18 protein-coding genes are annotated in these 20,507 nt (G+C 60.5%); all 18 read left to right on the top strand.

Features of this window, described 5'->3' with window-relative positions:
- Nucleotides 1-8 precede the first annotated feature (8 nt).
- The 18 genes from nosZ to ACR0AD_RS17480 all read left to right on the top strand — a co-directional run bounded on the left by nosZ (nt 9) and on the right by ACR0AD_RS17480 (nt 20,503).
- Entirely contained in the window at nt 9-1,916 is a 1,908-nt protein-coding gene (gene nosZ, locus ACR0AD_RS17565; protein WP_480488737.1) for a TAT-dependent nitrous-oxide reductase, read from the top strand.
- A 2-nt stretch (nt 1,917-1,918) separates the two neighbouring features.
- Nucleotides 1,919-3,175, top strand: a complete 1,257-nt coding sequence (locus tag ACR0AD_RS17560; RefSeq protein ID WP_480488739.1) for a nitrous oxide reductase family maturation protein NosD — start codon at nt 1,919-1,921, stop codon at nt 3,173-3,175.
- A complete protein-coding gene (locus tag ACR0AD_RS17555) occupies nt 3,165-4,058 on the top strand; it encodes an ABC transporter ATP-binding protein (RefSeq protein ID WP_480488741.1) in 894 nt (297 codons plus the stop codon). The genes ACR0AD_RS17560 and ACR0AD_RS17555 overlap by 11 nt, the downstream gene beginning before the upstream one ends.
- A complete protein-coding gene (locus ACR0AD_RS17550) occupies nt 4,055-4,876 on the top strand; it encodes an ABC transporter permease (protein ID WP_480484300.1) in 822 nt (273 codons plus the stop codon). Before ACR0AD_RS17555 ends, ACR0AD_RS17550 begins: the two co-directional genes overlap by 4 nt.
- Nucleotides 4,873-5,388, top strand: a complete 516-nt coding sequence (locus tag ACR0AD_RS17545) for a nitrous oxide reductase accessory protein NosL (RefSeq protein ID WP_480488743.1) — start codon at nt 4,873-4,875, stop codon at nt 5,386-5,388. Before ACR0AD_RS17550 ends, ACR0AD_RS17545 begins: the two co-directional genes overlap by 4 nt.
- A complete protein-coding gene (locus ACR0AD_RS17540; protein WP_480488744.1) occupies nt 5,385-6,278 on the top strand; it encodes an FAD:protein FMN transferase in 894 nt (297 codons plus the stop codon). The genes ACR0AD_RS17545 and ACR0AD_RS17540 overlap by 4 nt, the downstream gene beginning before the upstream one ends.
- A 148-nt stretch (nt 6,279-6,426) precedes the next feature.
- Entirely contained in the window at nt 6,427-6,942 is a 516-nt protein-coding gene (gene napF, locus ACR0AD_RS17535; protein ID WP_480484297.1) for a ferredoxin-type protein NapF, read from the top strand.
- On the top strand, nt 6,939-7,232 hold the full coding sequence (locus tag ACR0AD_RS17530) for a chaperone NapD (RefSeq protein ID WP_267363554.1): 294 nt from the start codon (nt 6,939-6,941) through the stop codon (nt 7,230-7,232). The genes napF and ACR0AD_RS17530 overlap by 4 nt, the downstream gene beginning before the upstream one ends.
- On the top strand, nt 7,229-9,721 hold the full coding sequence (gene napA, locus ACR0AD_RS17525) for a nitrate reductase catalytic subunit NapA (RefSeq protein ID WP_480488747.1): 2,493 nt from the start codon (nt 7,229-7,231) through the stop codon (nt 9,719-9,721). Before ACR0AD_RS17530 ends, napA begins: the two co-directional genes overlap by 4 nt.
- Before the next feature lie 28 nt (nt 9,722-9,749).
- Entirely contained in the window at nt 9,750-10,568 is an 819-nt protein-coding gene (gene napG / locus ACR0AD_RS17520; RefSeq protein ID WP_480484295.1) for a ferredoxin-type protein NapG, read from the top strand.
- Nucleotides 10,565-11,482: a quinol dehydrogenase ferredoxin subunit NapH gene (napH, locus tag ACR0AD_RS17515; RefSeq protein WP_480488749.1), complete on the top strand. Its 918-nt coding sequence runs from the start codon at nt 10,565-10,567 to the stop codon at nt 11,480-11,482. The genes napG and napH overlap by 4 nt, the downstream gene beginning before the upstream one ends.
- A 12-nt stretch (nt 11,483-11,494) precedes the next feature.
- Entirely contained in the window at nt 11,495-11,932 is a 438-nt protein-coding gene (locus ACR0AD_RS17510) for a nitrate reductase cytochrome c-type subunit (RefSeq protein ID WP_209507029.1), read from the top strand.
- 29 nt (nt 11,933-11,961) lie between these two features.
- Nucleotides 11,962-12,654 carry a NapC/NirT family cytochrome c gene (locus tag ACR0AD_RS17505; RefSeq protein ID WP_480488751.1) on the top strand — a complete coding sequence of 231 codons (693 nt, stop codon included), beginning with the start codon at nt 11,962-11,964 and terminating at the stop codon, nt 12,652-12,654.
- A gap of 13 nt (nt 12,655-12,667) precedes the next feature.
- Entirely contained in the window at nt 12,668-12,925 is a 258-nt protein-coding gene (locus tag ACR0AD_RS17500; protein WP_480484292.1) for a hypothetical protein, read from the top strand.
- A 485-nt stretch (nt 12,926-13,410) separates the two neighbouring features.
- Nucleotides 13,411-16,611, top strand: a complete 3,201-nt coding sequence (locus ACR0AD_RS17495) for an adenylate/guanylate cyclase domain-containing protein (RefSeq protein ID WP_480488753.1) — start codon at nt 13,411-13,413, stop codon at nt 16,609-16,611.
- A 52-nt stretch (nt 16,612-16,663) separates the two neighbouring features.
- Nucleotides 16,664-17,548 carry an encapsulin gene (locus ACR0AD_RS17490; protein WP_209507025.1) on the top strand — a complete coding sequence of 295 codons (885 nt, stop codon included), beginning with the start codon at nt 16,664-16,666 and terminating at the stop codon, nt 17,546-17,548.
- 14 nt (nt 17,549-17,562) lie between these two features.
- Nucleotides 17,563-18,387: a DUF3237 domain-containing protein gene (locus tag ACR0AD_RS17485; RefSeq protein WP_480488755.1), complete on the top strand. Its 825-nt coding sequence runs from the start codon at nt 17,563-17,565 to the stop codon at nt 18,385-18,387.
- Nucleotides 18,380-20,503 (top strand): hydroxysqualene dehydroxylase, encoded by a 2,124-nt coding sequence (locus ACR0AD_RS17480; RefSeq protein WP_480488757.1) that lies wholly within the window; start codon nt 18,380-18,382, stop codon nt 20,501-20,503. The genes ACR0AD_RS17485 and ACR0AD_RS17480 overlap by 8 nt, the downstream gene beginning before the upstream one ends.
- The last annotated feature ends 4 nt before the right edge of the window (nt 20,504-20,507 follow it).

The raw sequence follows: 20,507 nt of genomic DNA, 5'->3' as shown, positions 1-20,507 counted from the left end.
GAACGACCATGTCGGACCAAGAAAACAAACTGAACATCACGCGCCGCGGAATGCTGGGGGCCACTGCCACCGGTGCCGTCATCGCCGGGACCGGTCTGGGATCGACCCTGATGACCGCGAAAGAGGCCAGCGCTGCCGCCAAGCAGCATCTGGAACCGGGCGAGCTGGACGAATATTACGGCTTCTGGTCGTCGGGCCAGACTGGCGAGCTGCGCATTCTGGGCGTGCCGTCCATGCGCGAGCTGATGCGGGTGCCGGTGTTCAACCGCTGCTCGGCCACGGGCTGGGGCCAGACCAACGAGTCGCTGAAGGTTCTGACCGAAGGCCTGCTGCCTGAAACCAAGGAATTCCTGGCTGCAAACGGCAAGGTCACCTATGACAACGGCGACCTGCACCACCCGCATATGTCGTTCACCGACGGCACCTATGATGGCCGTTATCTGTTCATGAACGACAAGGCCAACACCCGCGTGGCCCGTGTGCGTTGTGACGTGATGAAATGCGACAAGATCATCGAGATCCCGAACGCGCATGACATCCACGGCCTGCGTCCGCAGAAATTCCCGCGCACCGGCTATGTCTTTGCCAATGGTGAGCACGAGGCCCCGCTGGTCAATGACGGCCAGATCCTTGATGATCCGTCGCAATATGTGAACATCTTTACCGCCATCGACGGCGACAGCATGGAAGTTGCATGGCAGGTGATGGTGTCGGGCAACCTCGACAACACCGACTGCGACTATCAGGGCAAATACGCCTTCTCGACCTCGTATAACTCGGAAATGGGTATGAACCTGGCCGAGATGACCGAGAACGAGCTGGACCATGTGGTCGTGTTCAACCTCAAAGGTATCGAAGAAGCCGTAGCGGCCGGGAACTATCAGGAACTGAACGGCGTCAAGGTCGTGGACGGGCGTAAAGAGGCGGGTGGAAACCTGACCCGGTACATCCCGATCCCGAACTCGCCGCACGGTGTGAACGCGGCACCCGACAAGAAACACATCATGATCAACGGCAAGCTGTCGCCGACCGTGTCCGTGATCGATGTGGAAAAGGTCGATGCGCTGTTCAGCGAAAACGCCGATCCGCGTTCCGCTGTTGTCGCCGAGCCGCAGCTGGGTCTTGGCCCGCTTCACACGGCATTCGACGGCAAGGGCAACGCCTATACCACCCTGTTCCTGGACAGCCAGGTGGTGAAGTGGGACATCGCCAAGGCGATCGAGGCCTATGCGGGTGCCGATGTTGACCCGATCGTCGACAAGGTCGACGTGCATTACCAGCCGGGCCACAACTCGACCTCGATGGGTGAAACTGCCGAAGCCGATGGCAAGTGGCTGATTTCGATGAACAAGTTCTCGAAAGACCGCTTCCTGAACGTGGGTCCTCTGAAGCCCGAGAATGAGCAGCTGATCGATATTTCCGGCGACAAGATGAAGGTGGTCCATGACGGCCCGACCTTTGCCGAGCCGCATGACTCGATCATTGTTCACCGGTCCAAGGTGAACCCGGTCAACGTCTGGGACCGCAACGACCCGATGTGGGAAGAGGCGCGCGCGCAGGCTGCCGCTGACGGTGTCGATCTGGACGAAGGTGCCGAGGAGCCGATCCGGGATGGCAACAAGGTGCGGGTCTACATGACCTCGACTGCGCCCGTGTTCAGCATGGAGAAGTTCACTGTCAAACAGGGTGACGAAGTGACCGTTTATGTCACCAACCTCGATGACGTGGATGATGTGACCCACGGCTTCTGCCTGTCGAACTTCGGTATCGCGATGGAAGTTGCACCACAGGCCACCGCCTCGGTCACGTTCATTGCCGACCGGCCGGGCGTGCACTGGTTCTATTGCCAGTGGTTCTGCCACGCGCTGCACATGGAGATGCGCGGCCGGATGTTTGTTGAGCCGCGGAGCGCATAAACATGCGTTGGCCCCTGCTCATACCGCTCCTGCTCGGCTCGCCCCTTTGGGCGGCGGACTGGGATGTGCCCAATCGGGCGGGGGCCATCAACGAGATACTGGCGCAGGCGGCGGATGGGGACACCCTTCGCCTGAGCCCCGGCGTTTACGTCGAGCAGTTGGTTCTGGACCGGCCCGTGACCCTCGACGGGCTGGGACAGGCCACCATCGACGGCCAAGGCCAAGGCAGTGTGATCACAGTGACCGGGCCGGGCGTGACCGTACGCGGTCTGACGGTGATCGGATCGGGATCGGACCATGACGGGATCGACAGCGGCATCCAGCTGACCAAGACGGCGCGCGCGCCGGTGGTCGAGGATAACGTGCTGCTGGGCAATCTTTACGGCATCGACATCCACGGTGCGAAGGACAGCATCGTGCGCGGCAACCGGATTGAAGGGCGGCAGGATCGCCATATGAACGCGCGCGGCAATGGTGTCTATGTCTGGAACGCGCCGGGTGCGGTGGTTGAAGGCAATGACATCCGCTATGGCCGCGACGGGATCTTTGTGAATTCGTCCAAGAAGAACACCTTTACCGGCAACCTGTTCCGCGATCTGCGGTTTGCCGTTCACTACATGTATGCCGACGACTCGGTCGTCAGCGACAATGTCTCGATCGGCAACGATCTGGGCTATGCGGTGATGTTCACGACCAATGTGCGGGTTGCCAACAATGTCTCGATCGGGGACCGCGAACATGGCGTGATGCTAAACTATGCCAACAAGAGCGTCATCACCGGTAATGTGGTGAAAGGTGCCAAGGAAAAATGCACCTTCCTGTATAACTCGAACAAGAACGAATTCACCGACAACTGGTTCGAGGGATGTGGCATCGGTATCCACTTTACCGCTGGCAGTGAACGCAACCGCATCGTTGGCAATTCATTCATCGGCAACCGGACGCAGGTGAAATACGTCTCGACCAAGTGGGTCGAGTGGTCCGAAGACGGGCGCGGCAATTACTGGTCCGATTTTGCCGCCTATGATGTGGATGGCAACGGAATCGCCGATGTCCCCTATCGACCCAATGACAGTATGGACCATGTGTTGTGGACCCAACCCGCAGCCAAATTGCTGCTCGGCTCGCCTGCCGTGCAGCTGGTGCGCTGGTCGCAATCGGCCTTCCCGGCACTGTTGCCGGGGGGTGTGATGGACAGCAACCCATTGATGCAAGCCCCTGAACCCCCAGCTATGAAAAAGGTGCCTCATGACGGATAAGGCCCTGTCAATTGACCATGTTTGCAAGAACCGGGGGAAAACCCGCGTTCTTGACGATATCACCCTGTCCCTTGCCCCCGGTCAGCGCGTGGCGCTGCTGGGCCATAACGGCGCGGGCAAGTCGACCCTGATCAAATCCATCCTTGGCCTGACACCAATTCAGGACGGGACCATTCGGATCGGGAACGCCACCCCCGGCAGCGCGCAGGCACGACGGGATACGGCCTATCTGCCCGAGGCGGTCTCGTTTCACCCGGCGTTGACCGGACGCGAGCAGCTGACGCTGTTTGCAAAACTGTCCGGGTCAAAAGCCGATGTGCCCGGCCTGTTGGAGCGCGTTGGCCTGAGCGACGCATTGGACCGCCGGATCGGTGCCTATTCCAAGGGGATGCGGCAGCGTCTGGGGCTGGCGCAGGTGCTGCTGGGACAGCCGAAAGTGGCGCTGCTGGATGAGCCAACATCGGGCCTGGACCCGATCTCGCGGCAGGACCTCTATGCCATTATTGACGAATTGGCCGCGCAGGGTACCGCCGTGCTGATTGCCAGCCATGCCTTGACCGAGGTTGAGGCGCGCACCGACCGGATCGCCATCATGCGCAAGGGTCGGATGGTGGCCGATGACACGCTGAACAACCTGTCGGCGCTGGCCGGTCTGCCGATCCGCCTGAAGGTGCGCGCCACCGCCAATGCGGATGCCCTGGCCGCCGAACTGGGCGGCAACCGGATCAACGGCGCATCGGTCGAGCTGCTGTGCACACCCGAAGACAAGATGGAGGCCCTGCGCCGGATCGCCGGATTGGGCGATGCGGTGGCGGATGTGGAAATGACACCGCCCAAGCTGGAGGACCTTTATCGCCACTACGCACAGGAGGAGAGGACATGACCCGCTTCCTTGCCATTTCCCGAACTGAAATGCTGATCCTGCGCCGCAACCGCTGGCTGCTGGTTGCCACGCTGATCATGGTGCTGTTCGCCTTGGCGCTGACCTTTGCGGGCAGTGCGCCCACCGGCACTTTGGGTGTTGATATGCTGACCGTCTCGGTCGCGTCGATGACCACATTGTCGGTTTACCTTGCGCCTTTGCTGGCGCTGATGATTTCCTTTGACGCCATCGCGGGCGATGTGGACCGGGGCAGCCTGTCGCTGCTGCTGTCCTATCCGGCTGGACGCGGGGAAATCCTGTTGGGCAAGTTCTGCGCCCATCTGGCCGCGCTGGCCTTTGCCATGACCGTGGGTTTTGGCACCGCAGGTGCGGTAGCCGCGTTCTTTGGTGGTGCCGGGCCGGAAAGCCTGATGGCGCTGGTGCGACTTATCCTGACATCAATCCTACTGGGCGCCGTGTTTCTGGCGCTTGGATACCTGCTGTCCGCTTTGGCGAGGGGCGCCACCGCGGCGGCGGGTCTGTCGGCCGGGCTTTGGCTGGTTTTTGTCGTCCTTTATGATCTGGGCCTGTTGGGGGCCGTCGTCATGGACAAGGGCGGCGCATTCACCCAATCCGTCTTTCCATGGGTGATGGTGGCCAACCCGGCCGACGCGTTCCGTTTGTGGAACATCGCCGCGACGGAAGGCGTTGCCATGGCCTCGGGCATGACCGGGGCCGCACAGGCGCTGCCGGTCTGGGCCGCACCCGCGTCGCTGCTGATCTGGCCGGTGCTGGGCTTTGCCCTCGCCCGGCTGGCTTTCCGGAGGGTCGAGCCATGAGGCATCTTGCCCTGATCGCATTGCTTGCACTGGCGGCCTGCAAGGAAGAGCTGGCAGAGGCCCCTGACCCGGTCGATCTGACACCCGATGCGCTGAGCTATTTCTGTCAGATGAATGTCACCGAGCATGGCGGCCCCAAGGGGCAGGTTCATCTGGAAGGCTATCCGGCCCCGCTGTTTTTCGCGCAGGTGCGGGACATGGTGGCCTATCTGAAAAGCCCCGAGCGCGATGCGGATATCACTGCCATATATGTCAGCGATATGGGTGTCGCGCCAAGCTGGCGGCAGCCAGGGATTTCGAACTGGATCGCTGCGGATGGTGCGACTTTTGTCGTTGGTGCCGATGTGGCAGGTGGCATGGGGGCGCGCGAAGTGGTGCCCTTTGCTGATCCTGCCGATGCGCAGGTTTTCGCGGAGACCTATGGCGGGACCGCGATGCGCCTGCCCGACATTCCCGACGCCGAAGTGCTTGGCCCTGTCGATCTTGATCTGACATTGGAGACCCCCGTATGACCGCCCTGTCCCGTCGCCGTTTTCTGATCATTTCAGCTGCCTGTGCGGCCACCCCGGCCATGGCTTCGGACGCGCATTGGCGCGGCACAGCCCTTGGGGCTGCGGCCAGCCTGCGGCTGGTTGGGCTGGCGGATGTCGAGGCCGCACCGATCATTGCCGCCGTCGAGGGTGAGGTGACCCGGCTGGAGGATATCTTCAGCCTGTACCGTCCGCAGTCACAGCTGAGCCGCCTGAACCGCGACGGTGTTTTGACCGCACCCGCGCCTGAGCTGTTGAATGTGCTGAGCCTGAGCAGTGCGCTGCATCAGGCCTCCGGCGGCGCTTTCGATCCCAGCATTCAGCCCCTGTGGTATGCTTTGGCAACAGGGGCAGGCCCCGGAGATCTGGCTGCCGCCCGCGCTGCTGTGGGTTGGGAACGGGTGTCTTTCGATGCTGCGTCGGTGCGGCTGCCGGTGCCGGGCCAGTCGGCCCTGACGCTGAACGGAATCGCCCAAGGAGCGATCACGGATCGGATCGCCGCGCTGCTGCGTGGCTTTGGTTTGCGTGATGTTCTGGTCGATATGGGAGAGGTTGCCGCCTTGGGTGCGCGAGGCGACGGCGCCCCCTGGAAAGTCGGGTTGGTCGCGCCGGACCAGCGGGTTTTGAAACGGGTCGCGCTGCGTGACCGCGCGGTCGCGACATCATCGTCGCTGGGGACGCAGCTGGGACAGGGTTTGGGCCACATCATCACCCCGGACGGGCCTGCAAACCGGGACAGAACGGTTTCGGTTTCTGCCCCTGACGCGGTGATCGCAGATGGGCTGTCTACTGCGATATGCGCGGCGCCCGAAAGCCAAGTAGCTGAAATCTTGAGATATTTTATCGGATCCCGTGTCGAGCTGAATGTATGACGCATGGTCGCAAATCTCAGGTGGGTCAGGAAAATTCACCAAGAACATGATATTCGCGAAAAACATGATATAGGTCAATTCGTGCGCTGCTTCGCGCAGTTAGGAAGTAAGGACGCGAACCAATCTATCCACACTCGAGTCGCCAGCCATGAGCCAGTTGACCAGCAGACGCGCTTTTCTGAGCGCACGTATCCTACGGGAGGATCCTGATGCGATCCGACCGCCGGGTGCGGGCGTGACAGGCTTTGCCGATCTGTGCACAGGCTGCGAAGACTGCGCCGGGGCCTGCCCGGAAGAGATCATCACATTCGACAACAGCGGCTTTCCGGTTCTGGATCTTTCCGCAGGCGGCTGCACCTTATGCGGTGCATGTGCCGAGGTTTGCCCGACCCCGGCGTTGTTGCCCGAGCGTGTGACCGAGTGGCCGTGGCGCGCACGGATCGAGGCTGCAAGCTGCCTGTCGATGAACGGGGTAAGCTGCCGCCTGTGTCAGGACACTTGCGAACAGGAAGCCATCCGCTTTCGCCTGCAACTGGGCGGGCGGGCTGAACCAGCGCTTGAAACCGAAACCTGCATCGGATGCGGCACATGTTCTGCCGCCTGCCCCGCCGGGGCCATCACGATGCACCGCCCCGCCCCTTTGCACCCGGAGGTGACCCAATGAATATCTGTGGCTGTCTTGTCCACATCGCCCCCGATCACACCGACGCCGCACGCGCGGCGATGACCGGCACCGATGGCGTCGAGCTTCATGCCGAGGCCGAGGATGGCCGGTTCGTCGTGGTTGTCGAGGATACAGCCGACCGGCTGGCCTCGGAAACCATCATGGATCTGCACCAGATCCCCGGCGTGATCTCGCTATCGCTGACCTATCACCATTTCGAAGATCCCGCGGAGGCTGCTCCGCGTCCTGATGCTCCAAGCCAACCGTCCAGCAGGAGGCCCATGCAATGACCATCTCTGAATCCCGTCGTACATTTCTGAAAGCGTCCGCAGCGGCTGCCACGGCCTCGGCTGCCGGCATTCCAATGGCCGCTGGTTCGGCCAGCGCCCAGGCCGCCGCGCCCGATATCCGCTGGGACAAGGCCGCCTGCCGGTTCTGCGGCACGGGCTGTTCGGTTCTGGTGGGCACCAAGGATGGCCGCGTAGTCGCCACGCAGGGCGACCCGGATGCGCCGGTCAACCGGGGTCTGAACTGTATCAAGGGCTATTTCCTGTCCAAGATCATGTATGGCAAGGACCGCCTGACCACGCCGCTTTTGCGCAAAACCAACGGCGAATATGACAAGAATGGCGAGTTTGAGCCGGTCAGCTGGGACGAAGCCTTTGACGTCATGGCTGCCAAGTGGAAAGAGGCGCTGGCCAAGAAAGGCCCGACCAGCGTGGGTATGTTCGGTTCCGGTCAGTGGACCGTCTGGGAAGGTTATGCGGCGGCCAAGATGATGAAGGCCGGGTTCCGGTCGAACAACATCGACCCCAACGCGCGTCACTGCATGGCTTCTGCCGTGGTCGGCTTTATCCGCACCTTCGGCATCGACGAGCCTATGGGCTGCTATGACGACCTTGAGCACGCGGATACGTTTGTTCTGTGGGGGTCGAACATGGCCGAGATGCACCCGATCCTGTGGTCGCGTCTGACCGATACGCGCCTGACCAAGCCGGGATGCGAAGTGCATGTTCTTTCGACCTTCGAGCACCGCTCGTTCGAGCTGGCCGACAATGGCATGGTGTTCAACCCGCAGACCGATCTGGCGATCCTGAACTATATCGCCAATTACATCATCCAGAATGGCGCGGTGAACGAAGAGTTCGTCAAGAACCACGTCAACATCACCAAAACAGCCACCGATATCGGTTATGGCCTGCGCGACAATCATCCGCTGCAACAAGAGGCCGCGAACCCCAATGTCGGCAAGATGGAACCGATCAGCTTTGAGGAATATGCCGAGGCGGTATCGGAATACACGCTGGAATACACTTCGGAACTGTCCGGTGTTCCGGCGGACAAGCTGGAGCGTCTGGCCCAGCAATATGCCGACCCGAACCGCAAGGTCATGAGCCTGTGGACCATGGGGTTCAACCAGCATACCCGCGGGTCGTGGGTGAACTCGTTGATGTACAACGTGCACCTGCTGGTGGGCAAGATTTCCGAGCCCGGAAACTCGCCCTTCTCGCTGACCGGTCAGCCGTCGGCCTGCGGGACCGCGCGTGAGGTTGGCACCTTTGCCCACCGTCTGCCTGCCGACATGGTTGTCATGAATGACGAGCACCGCAAGATTTGCGAAACCGCCTGGAATGTGCCTGCGGGTACCATTCCGGCCAAGCCCGGTTTTCACGCCGTGCTGCAGCACCGCAAGCTGAAGGATGGTGATCTGAACGCCTATTGGGTGCAGTGCAACAACAACATGCAGGCCGCACCGAACATCAACGAAGAAGGCTATCCCGGGTATCGCAACCCCGAGAATTTCATCACCGTATCAGACCCCTACCCGACCGTCACGGCCGTGTCCGCCGACCTGATCCTGCCCACCGCCATGTGGGTCGAGAAGGAAGGTGCCTATGGCAACGCGGAACGCCGCACCCAGTTCTGGCGGCAGCAGGTCAAGGCACCGGGCGAGGCCAAGTCGGACGTGTGGCAGGTGATGGAATTCTCGAAACGCTTTACCGTTGAGGAGGTCTGGGGTGAAGAGCTGCTGGCCACCATGCCGGAGCATCGCGGCAAGACCATGTACGAGGTTCTGTTTGCCAATGGCAGCGTCGACAAGTTCCCGCTGTCGGAAACGGCCGAGGGCTTTGACAACGACGAATCCGAGCATTTCGGGTTCTACGTTCAGAAGGGCCTGTTCGAGGAATATGCCAATTTCGGACGCGGCCACGCGCACGATCTGGCACCGTTTGAAACCTATCACCAAGCCCGTGGTCTGCGCTGGCCGGTCGTGGATGGCAAGGAAACGCTGTATCGTTTCCGCGAAGGCTATGACCCTTATGTGCCCGAAGGTGCGGGCGTGAAGTTCTATGGCAAGAAGGATGGCAAGGCGAGCATCATCTTTGCGCCTTACGAACCTGCGGCCGAGGAACCGGATGCCGAATATGATCTGTGGCTGTGCACCGGTCGTGTGCTGGAACACTGGCATTCGGGGTCGATGACACGCCGTGTGCCAGAGCTGCACCGCGCCTACCCGGCGGCTGTGGTTTACATGCATCCGCAGGACGCCAAGGATCGGGATCTGCGCCGGGGTCAGGAGATTGTTCTGTCCACCCGTCGGGGCGAGGTCACCAGCCGGGTCGAGACCCGTGGGCGCAACAAGGTGCCGCGCGGTCTGGTGTTCATGCCGTGGTTCGACGAAGGCCAGTTGACCAACAAGCTGACGCTGGACGCGACCTGCCCGCTGTCGAAAGAGACCGACTTCAAGAAATGCGCCTGCAAGGTCGAGCGCGCATAGGCAACAAGGATCGTACGGGTATATCCTCATGTCTTTTGCCGACAAACCCCTTTCGCCGCAGCGGCGCCGGTTCCTGCAGGATTCGGCGCGGGCGGCGGGCGGCTGCGTGGTCGCCGGGACGGTGCTGGCCTATCTGGCCCGCGACGCCCGCGCCCTGCCGGCCGAGGCTTTGCGCCCGCCCGGCGCGCTGCCGGAAAAGGAGTTTCTGTCGGCCTGTATCCGCTGCGGATTATGCGTGCGGGATTGCCCATACGATACGTTGAAACTGGCCGAGTTGGGCTCGGACGCGGTGGCGACGGGAACCCCATATTTCACCGCCCGGGATATTCCCTGTGAGATGTGCGACGACATCCCTTGCGTCGCTGCATGTCCGACCGGGGCACTGGACCCCGCGCTGGACAATATCGATGATGCGAAGATGGGGGTCGCGGTTCTGGTCGATCAGGAGAACTGCCTGAACTTCCTCGGGTTGCGCTGCGACGTCTGTTACCGCGTCTGCCCCGTCATTGACGAGGCGATCACGCTGGACACCACGCACAACACGCGGTCGGGCCATCACGCGATGTTCATCCCGACCGTCCACGCCGACCGCTGTACCGGCTGCGGCATGTGCGAGAAAAGCTGTGTTCTGCCTGAGGCCGCTATCAAAGTGCTGCCTGCCCGGCTGGCGCGGGGCAGTTCGGCAGAGCATTACCGCAAGGGTTGGGAAGAAAAGGCCGCGAAAGGCGCGCCGGTGGTCGAGGGGATCATCGATCTGCCGGACCGTTTGCCCGGACCGGGCACAGACAATCTGGCCACGCCCGGCGGCTTTGCACCGGGATATGATCTGCCGGGGGTGGGACAATGAGCGCCCGCACAGATATGCCCACAGGTCACGAGGCCATCGCCAGCAAGGGCTGGATCGGCGCGCATCGCTATCTGCTGCTGCGCCGGGCAAGCCAGCTGTTCTTTCTGGTTCTGTTTCTGCTGGGCCCATGGTTCGGCATCTGGGTCGTTCAGGGCACGCTGGCCGGGTCGCTGACGCTGGGCGTGTTGCCTTTGACCGATCCGTTCATCCTGTTGCAGAGCATGGTTGCGGGCCACTGGCCCGAGGTGACGGCACTGATCGGTGGGCTGATCGTTCTGGTGGTCTATGCCCTGATTGGTGGCCGTGTCTATTGTTCCTGGGTCTGCCCGATCAATCCGGTGACGGATGCGGCCAACTGGTTGCACCGCAAGCTGGACCTGCCGAAAGGTTGGCAACCCAAGCGCGGGACGCGCCTGTGGATTCTGGCAACCGTTCTGCTTGTTTCGGGTCTGAGCGGCATGATCGCGTGGGAGTTGATCAACCCGATCACCATGCTGCATCGCGGGCTGGTCTTTGGAATGGGCTTTGTCTGGGCCCTGATCACAGCCATCTTTGTCTTTGACGTTTTTGTCTCGCGCCACGGATGGTGCGGACACCTGTGCCCGGTGGGCGCGTTCTATGGCCTGATCGGAGCAAAAAGCCTGCTGCGGATCAGCGCCACAAACCGCGCCGCCTGCGATGACTGCATGGATTGTTACGCGGTCTGCCCGGAAAATCAGGTGATCTCGCCCGCGCTGAAGGGTAAGCCGGGAAGTACCCCGCTGATCCTGTCACCCGACTGCACGAATTGTGGCCGCTGCATCGATGTCTGCGCGGTCGACGTCTTTACCTTTACTCACCGGTTTGACGACCACGTCGTCCAACCTTCCGATCCAGTTGCCGCGCCCGAGCCGCGCGCCGCCAGACCTATCTAGGGGAGTGCCAAGATGAAAAAATCAATCGTTACAGGCGGAATTGCCCTTCTACCCGTATTATTGCTGAGCGGATGGGCCCTCGCGCAATCTGCTCAGGTTGAATCCCTGCGCGGTGCGGATGTGGACGAGCCGGTGCCGCTGGACCAGATCCACCGCAATGTCGAAGGGCGCCAGCAGCGCAATTACCGGCAGCAGCCGCCGGTGATCCCGCATTCGGTCGAACAGTACCAGATCGACATCCGTACCAACCAGTGCCTGTCCTGCCATGACTGGACCAAAGCCGGTGACCGCAACGCGCCGACGCTGTCGATGACCCATTATCTGGACCGCGAAGGCCGCGAACTGGATCGGATCGCCGGAACCCGGTATTTCTGCAACCAGTGCCACGTACCGCAGGCCGACGCCCCGCCGCTGGTCGACAACGTGTTCCAGCCCTCCGCCGGCAATTGATCCAACGCAAGACTGAAAGGAGCACCGATATGGCCGACTCTCCTGAAAACCGCGGCTTGCTTGGTCGCCTCTGGAACGCGATCTGGACGCCGACGGTGCTGTTCAGTTCAGGCTTTCTGGTCCTGGCCGGATTTCTGGCCGGTATCCTGTTCTGGGGTGGATTTCACTGGACCCTTGAGCTGACGAATACCGAAGAATTCTGTACCTCGTGCCACACGATGGAAACCAACCTGGGCGAGTATCGCGAAACGGTTCATTACAACAACCATTCCGGCGTTCGCGCGATCTGTTCCGACTGCCACGTGCCGGATGAATGGAGCCACAAGATCAAAGCCAAGATCATGGCCGTCAAAGACGTCTATCATGAGCTGGCCGGAACCATCAGCACACCCGAGCAGTACGAAGAGCATCGCCTGAGCATGGCTTCGGCCGTCTGGAAGAAGATGAAGGAATCGGACAGCCGTGAATGCCGCAACTGTCATAACTTTGACTACATGGACTTTACCATTCAGGAAACCCGCGCCGCGTCGGAGCACCAGCGCGCCATCGACACCGGCATGACATGCATCGATTGCCATCAGGGCATCGCGCATAATCTGCCCGCGAACTATCTGGAACAGTACCAGAAGATAAGCGAGGCCGTGGAGGGCGAGGTTCTTCAGGAACATGCTTCCGCCTCGGGCAGCGACATCCGCGCGTTTCTGAACAACAGCTCGAATTAGGGTGGGGGCAGACATGTTAGACTTACTTGGAACAATCGGCGCCAATGTCCTGGGCCTGCCCGGCATACTGGGACTGGCGCTTGGAATGATGACCCGCAAGCTATGGTTGGGCGCGGTACTGGGGGCCGGTGTCGGCATTCTGGAAACGCTGGTTTTTGCGGGCTTTCAGTTTGCCCATGTGGAAGCGCTGGAACTGGGCATCTCGGTTCTGGTCGGGCTTTGCGCGGGCAGCCTTGGCACTGCCATCCGCCTGAAAGGCGCAACCGTCTGAAGAAGACACCGGTTCTGCCCATTTGGTGGAACCGGTATCCTGTCAGGTAAACTTTCCAGCGCCAAAGCGGGTGCTTGTACCGCGCGCGACACGTCCATTGACGTAGCGGAAGCGTTTAAGGAGCGCGGCAGCAACGAAAATCGGCAGGGTCTGGTTTTCGCATTTCCACAACTTCGATAAAAGCGCACGAGGCCCTAGCGCCTATGGGAAAACACCCTTCCCCATTACGCGCGGCAAGGCAGCAGGCCAGGCCCAAAACTGCGCGTGAAAAATCTATATGAAATCGAAAGCCAATGATTTGACACGAAAAACTCAAAGTGGAGTGGAATTTCAACCCTACATCTGTCACAGCAGATAACAAGTTAACAATGGTGTCCCTGCGTCATGTGGATTGAACGTAAATTCCTCTCTATTTTTGCTTATACAAATACAATATGTTTTGAGGGGAGTAAGGGGAGAAGGAAAATGGGCGGGGGCGCAGAACGATGACGGGGGTCCTTGAGGCATCGCCGCGTATCTCAAAAGTTCTTCGACTGGCTGATCTGGAAAACCATGCCACGCTGTTTCGGCAGGAAGGCGTGGATGATGATATTCTGGACGAGCTGACAGATCCCGAACTGCGCGATCTGGGGCTGACGGTTGGTGAAAGAAAGCGGTTTCGCAAGGCGCAGGCCCGTCTGAAATCTGAGGAAGCATCGACCCGGCAGGAGCTTAGGTCCGAAGCCGAACGGCGGCAGCTTACGCTGGTTTTCTGCGATCTCGTGGGGTCGACGCAGCTGGCCCAGCGGTATGACCCGGAAGACCTGATGCAGATCATGAACCTGTATCTGGATACGGCGATCGGCACCCTGAAACAGCATGGCTGTCATCTGGCCTACAGGCAGGGCGACGGGATCATGGTCTACTTCGGATATCCCAAAGCCATGGAGGACGATGCCGAACGCGCGGTTCGCGCTGTGCTGGAAACCATCGAAGCCGTACAAAACCTTGAAAACAGGTTTGGCGAAAAACTGGATCTGCGCGCGGGAATTGCCACCGGTATGGTTGTTGTGGGAGTGGTCTCGTCAACAAGTCTTGGTTCGCAGGACTTTCTGGTCGGTGAAACCGCGAACCTTGCATCCCGCCTGCAAGGTCTGGCCGAGCCGGGCGAGGTGATCGTTTCCGCAGAGACGTGGCGATTGACACAGGGCGCATTCGAGTTCGAGCCCCGTGGCAGCCAGAACCTGAAAGGGTTTGACAATCAGCGCACCGTCTATCGCGCAATTTCCGAAAGCGTCGCGACCAGCCGGTTCGATGCGCGTGTCGGACAGTCAGCCGTTGATCTTGTCGCCCGTGGCGACGATCTTTCGGTCCTGACCCAGCTTTGGAAAGACGCACAGGCGGGGTCCGGCAAGTTTGCGTTTGTCGGTGGCGCCGCAGGCATTGGCAAATCGCGGCTGATCAAGTCCTTGTCTGAAACAATTGGCGTCAAACCCTTTACCTTGCAGTGCATTCCGCATCTGGCCAGCCTTCCGCTTCACCCGATCGTGGGTGAGTTGAGGCGGGTTTCAGGCGACAAATCCGATGACAGCATCAGGGCCGCGATTTCCGATTTTGTTCAGGCCGCCTCTCGTCTGAGCGACGCGGATTTGCCTGTTCTTCTCGATATGGCCGGGGTCGAAACGGGCGCAGCGCCGGATCCCGACCCCCTGAAGAAGGCCCGCAAGTCGCTGGACGTGTTGTTGCGCAGCCTTGGCAGCCTGTGTGACAGGCGCGGCACCTTGTTGCTGGTGGTGGAAGACGTGCACTGGGCTGACGCAACCACGCTGGACGTGCTGGAGGCGCTGGCATCAGGACTGGACGGGTTCCCGATACTGGTGGTCCTGTCGCATCGCCCTGAATATGAACCGCCTGAGCATTACGAGGGCCGCGCGGCGCGCATCGATCTGACGCCTTTGGCCAGCAGTGAAGCCTCGGAACTGGTCCGGCGCGTGGCCGAGCCATACAGTTTGCCGGTCATCCTGATCAGGCAGATTGTCGAAAAAGCCGATGGCGTGCCGCTTTACATCGAAGAGATGACAAAGGCGGTTCTGGACCAGCTGCCGCAAGATGCGCCGATCAACGCCGAGGTTCTGGATGCCCTGAGTATCCCCGCGACCCTTCAGGATTCGTTGATGTCGCGTCTTGACCGGATGGAAAACGCAAAGCCCATCGCGCAGCTTGGGTCTGTTATCGGGCGCAGCTTCACCTCGGCGATGATCCAGGCGGTGGCGCAGGAAGACATGGATGTGGAAAGCGCGCTGATGCAGCTGATGGCGGCTGGCGTTGTGCTGATCACGGGCGAAGCCGGAACGGCCACCTATACGTTCAACCACGCGCTGGTTCAGGATACGGCCTATAACTCGCTGCTGCGCGAAGACCGACAGAAGGTTCATCTGAAAATCGCCCGGGCCTTGCTGGCCGGACATAACGCATTCGGGAACCCCGCCCCCGATACCGTGGCGCATCACTGCGACCATGGCGGGTTGAAGGATGAGGCGGTGTCCAACTGGTTTACGGCAGGCGAACAAGCCCTGACGCGGTTGGCGAACCTGCCTGCGATCTCGGCGTTTCGCGCGGCACTGCGTAATATCGGAACGATGCCCGCCAATGCCGAGCGTGACGGATTCGAGCTTCGGGTGCAGATGAATATCCTTCCGGCTTACATGGCGATCTATGGATGGTCCTCCGACCAGGTCGGAGAGACAGCCGCCCGCGCGATGGAGCTTGCCCATGCATTGGGCGATGGCGAAACCCTTTTCGCGGCCACCTTCTGCCGCTGGACCAATTTCTTTGTCGCGGGCCAGATGAACCGCGCAATGGAGATGGGACAGGCCCTGGACGCGATGGCCGGTATGAGTGGCGATCCTGTCGCCAACGTGCTGGCGGCCCGCGCGCTGAGCTTTACGCATTACTTCCGCGGGGAATTCGCGGATTGCGAGCAGCAGCTTGACCGTGCCTTTGCCCTGATTACCCCCGAGCTGGACATGGCCATGATGCCGATGACCCAGTCCTCGACCACGGCGTCTTTGCTGGCCATTCAGGGGTGCCTTCTGTGGCAGCAGGGCAAGTTTGATGAGGCGGAGGCGGCGCGCCTGAAAGCCATCGACGTCAGCCGGGCACTGAACCACGCACCCAACCTTGTCTACATCATGGGCGCGTGCAGCATGTTTCTGCCCTACGCGGGCGAGTGGGACCGGCTGGATGTGACCATGAAGGAAGCGCGCAAGATCGCCGATGAGGAAGGGTTCCTGTATCTTCACGCCATGCAGGATATCTACATGGGTCTTGCGCAGGCGGGAAAAGGTGACATCGAGGGCGTCCCGGCCCATATCGAGGCCTGCATGAACCTGATCTCAAAGTCTGGTGGAAACTTTACTTTTCCGCAGAATCAGATTGTTCTGTCTGAGTTGATGATCGATCACGGGGATATTGATCAGGCCCTGGACCGGCTTGAAACCGTGTGTACCCCCGGTTGGGAACGAGGAGAAACGCTGAACAAACCGGAATATCACCGCGTGCGGGCCAAAGCCTTTGCTGCCAAGGGTGATCGGGACAGCGCGATTGCCGAGGGTGAACTGGCATTGGCGCTTGCCCGCGAATGTGGTGCCGTTGTTCAGGAACAACGCGCCGAGGCACTTCTGGACAGTTTGACGAAAGCCGAATGAACGAGACGGACTGCCCGGCCAAACAGGGCAGCATCACCAAGAGGGATTTACAATGACCGACGCATTGGATTGGAACACCGAACAGTGGAATGCCGTTAACAAGGCCGTCCATGATGAAGCGCTGCGTGCGCGGGTGGCTGCGAGCTTTCTGCCGCTTTATGGGCCGCTGCCGGCGGACACGCAATCTGTTCCCCTGAACAAGCTGGGTCTGGTCGACAACGCATCAGGCGCGGCCAAGCGTCTGGAAGTGAATGATTATGACACCCTGCGGCTGACGACTGTTTCCGTCAACGTCTACCTGAAAGGCGCGCAGGTGGCTGATCCGGAACTGGCCGCGGCCATGATCATGTTCCGCCGGGCCGCCGCCGTCGTGGCCAAGGTCGAGGATGACATCGTTTTCAACGGCCAGCCAGGCAGCAGCGAAGCGCCCAAACATGCCGGTGGCGCACCTGCGGATCTACCGCCTATCTATACCGTCAGCGGTGGCGGCAAATATCCGGGGCTGCTGGAGGCTGGCGAAGGTCAATCCATATCGATCAACGGGAAGAAAAAGCCCTGTTCCGGCCCCGAGGTTTTCGAGGCCGTGGTCGCGGGCATCAACAAGCTGGAAGCGCATGGATACCTTGGGCCTTTTGCCTGTGTGATGGGCAATGGGCTGTTTCAGGCCGTGACCACGCCGATCGAAAACTCGATGGTGCTGCCGCGTGACAGTATTCTTCCGTTCCTTGACGGCCCGCTGCTGCGATCGGGCACCCTGCCCGCAAACAAGGCAGCACTTGTATCGCTGCAAGGTGCGCCGGTCGAGATTGTCGTGCCTTCGGATATCGCGGTGAAGTATCTGCAAACCTCGTCTGACGGTGAGCACATCTTCCGCGTGCAGCAGAAGTTCCACCTTAGGATCAAGGAAGCACAGGCGATCTGCACCATCACGTGCTGACCGGAGAACTGGTCATGCGAGAATTCACAGACCGGGGTGTGACATTGCGTTGGTCCGAATTGATCAACGAAAATGGGTTAAATCGGGTGCTGATCGAAGCCGGACCCGCCGTGTCTTCGCATGACGTGGTGCGTGTGATCTGTTCCGAAGATGGCGGCCCCGAACGCGCCATTCGCGGCTGGCCCTTGCAATGCAACCCGATGACGGGGTTTCAGCAGTTTGCAGCCATGCTGCCATCTGTGACCCAGGAAAAGACATTGACCTGGCGACCGGTGCTGACGACCGGTGGTCGCGAATATGATCCCGGCCCCGGAAAACCCCCCGAACCTGCGCCGCCAAGCCCGGCAAAGCCAGTCACGCAAGTGCCCGCGCTTGAACATGTGGGCAGGTTTGTGGTGCCGTTCACCGACGAGTTCTATCCTTCGGGTGAAACACCGGACGGCATCTGGCTGCATTTCGGGATCAAAGGGGGCGGAACGGTTGAAGGGCCTCATCTGAAGGGGACGATCGATCCGCTGGGGGGCGACTGGATGCGCGTGCGGTCCGACGGAGTTGGGCTTTTGCACGCCCGAGCGCTTATTCAACCCGTTGAAGGGGGTGCGCCGATCCTGTTTGAAGATACCGGCGTGTGTGACTTTGGGCCGGATGGGTATGCCGGGCTGGCGAAGGGCAATCTGCCCGCCTCAGCCCCGGTCCGGCTTGCGCCGCGATACCTGACGTCAAACCCGAATTATGCCTGGATGAACAGGTTGCAGGGGTTCGGCATCGGCGAAGCCAGCCTGTCCGATATCACCCTGCGCTTTGACGTCTATGCCGCGAAAGGAACATCCGATGGCTGAAAAGGTTGTCATATTGGGCGGTGGCGTGGCCGGAATGAGCGCCGCGCATGAGCTGATCGAGCGCGGGTACGAGGTCGAGATTCACGAGCGCCAGCTGATCCCCGGCGGTAAGGCACGCAGCATCCCCGTGATGAAGGGCGAAGGCGATCACGGGTCCAAGGCGAAACACATCAAGGCGCTTGAACAATGGGCCGAGATGGACGGCGCCAGTTATCCCCCAGGCGTGAAACGCCCCTGGCTGCCCGGCGAGCACGGGTTCCGGTTCTTTCCGAATTTCTACCGCCATATCACCGATACGATGGCGCGCACGCCCTATTACGGCAAAGGCACCTGTTACGATAATCTGGTATCGACCACTCAGGTTCTGGTCAGCCAGTTCGACGACCCAGGCATCATCGTTCCCGAACGGTTTCCCCGCACGCTGAAAGACGTGGCCGATGCGCTCAAGACAGTTGCATTCACGCTCTCGCCCCGTGACCAGATCGCATATGAGGATGTCGAACATTTCATCGCCTGCATGTGGCGCATCGCGACATCCTGCAAGGAACGCCGGTTCGACGAATATGAACGCATCGGGTGGTGGGACTTCATCGGTGCCGAACAACGCTCGGAAGCGTATCAGAAGTTTCTGGCCATTGGCCTGACCCGTTCGCTAGTGGCCGCGAAGGCGACAACTGCCAGTACAAAGACGGTGGGCGACATTGCCGTTCAGCTTCAACTGGGTATCGCAACGCCCGAGCCACATGGCAACCGGCTGTTGAACGGTCCCACCAACCTTGTCTGGATACAGCCGTGGCTGGATTACCTCAAAAGCAAGGGGGTCGTGTACAAGTTCAACTCAAAGGTCACGGGCATCGACTGCCAGGATGGCCGCATCGTCAGCGCGACGGTTGAACAGGATGGCGAAGAAAAGCAGGTCACCGGGGATTGGTTCATCAGTGCGATGCCGATCGAACGGATCGCGCCGCTGATCACCCCTGCGATGACGGCAATCGACCCGTCTCTGGCCAAGCTGCCCCTGCTGGCCGAAGACGTGCAATGGATGAACGGAATTCAGTTCTATCTGACAAAGGATGTTGAACTGACGCACGGCCATGTCATTTTCATTGACAGCCCATGGGCCCTGACCGCGGTTTCGCAAAAACAGTTCTGGTCGGCCATCAACTTTGAAAACTGGGCAGAAGGCAAGACCAAGGGTTTGCTTTCAATAGATATTTCGGAATGGGACAAGCCGGGCCTGAACGGAAAAACCGCGCGTGATTGCAGCCGCGAGGAGATTGCGCAAGAGGTTTGGGAACAGCTCAAGCGGAGCGTCAACGTGGATGGCCAGACCGTCCTGCGCGACGAGGACATGCATTACTGGTTCCTTGATCCGGATATTGTGCAGGATCCCAACGACCCCAAGCGCCAAACCAATGTGGAGCCGCTGTTGGTCAATCGCATCAACAGCTGGCGGTTGCGCCCTGAGGCGGCCACATTAATCCCGAACTTCATGCTGGCGTCGGATTATGTGCGCACCTACACCGATCTTGCCACCATGGAAGGGGCGAACGAAGCGGCGCGCCGGGCGGTCAATGCCATCCTGCAACGCGGTGGATCAAAAGCTGAGCCCTGCCAGATCTGGGACCTGCACGAGCCGGATATCCTGAAACCGCTGCGCGCCTATGATTTTGCCCGTTATCAGGCCGGCCTGCCCTGGGACAACCGGTTTGCGGTTGCGGTCGAAGCCGCGCTGAGGATGGGACAGGATTCCGTGGGTGTTGAGCGTGGCGGCGAAGGGCCGCTTGCCGTCATTGCGAAACCGGCTACGGAATATTCAAAACCCGGCGGGATTACCGAAGACCCTGCGATTGCGGACGCGTTGCGCATGATCTGCCCTCCGAAAGAGCTGTTTGACCTGATGGTGGCCTACGAGCCGACCGCTGATCTTCCGATCCCGGGAGAGGAGATTGCAGAGGATGTTGCCTTTGATCTGGGCCGGGACAGCGGCCAGACGGGGGTGTTGTCCAAAGCCTTGCCGCTGACGGATTCACCTTTTTCCGCCACCGGACCAAACCTTGCCGAGACGGGCAGGAACGAGACCAAAACCCGTGTGATCATCACCCAGAAGGGATGACCCT

It is taken from the genome of Ruegeria sp. BH8 (genome assembly GCF_056538065.1).
This window is presented reverse-complemented; position numbering and strand designations above follow the sequence as displayed.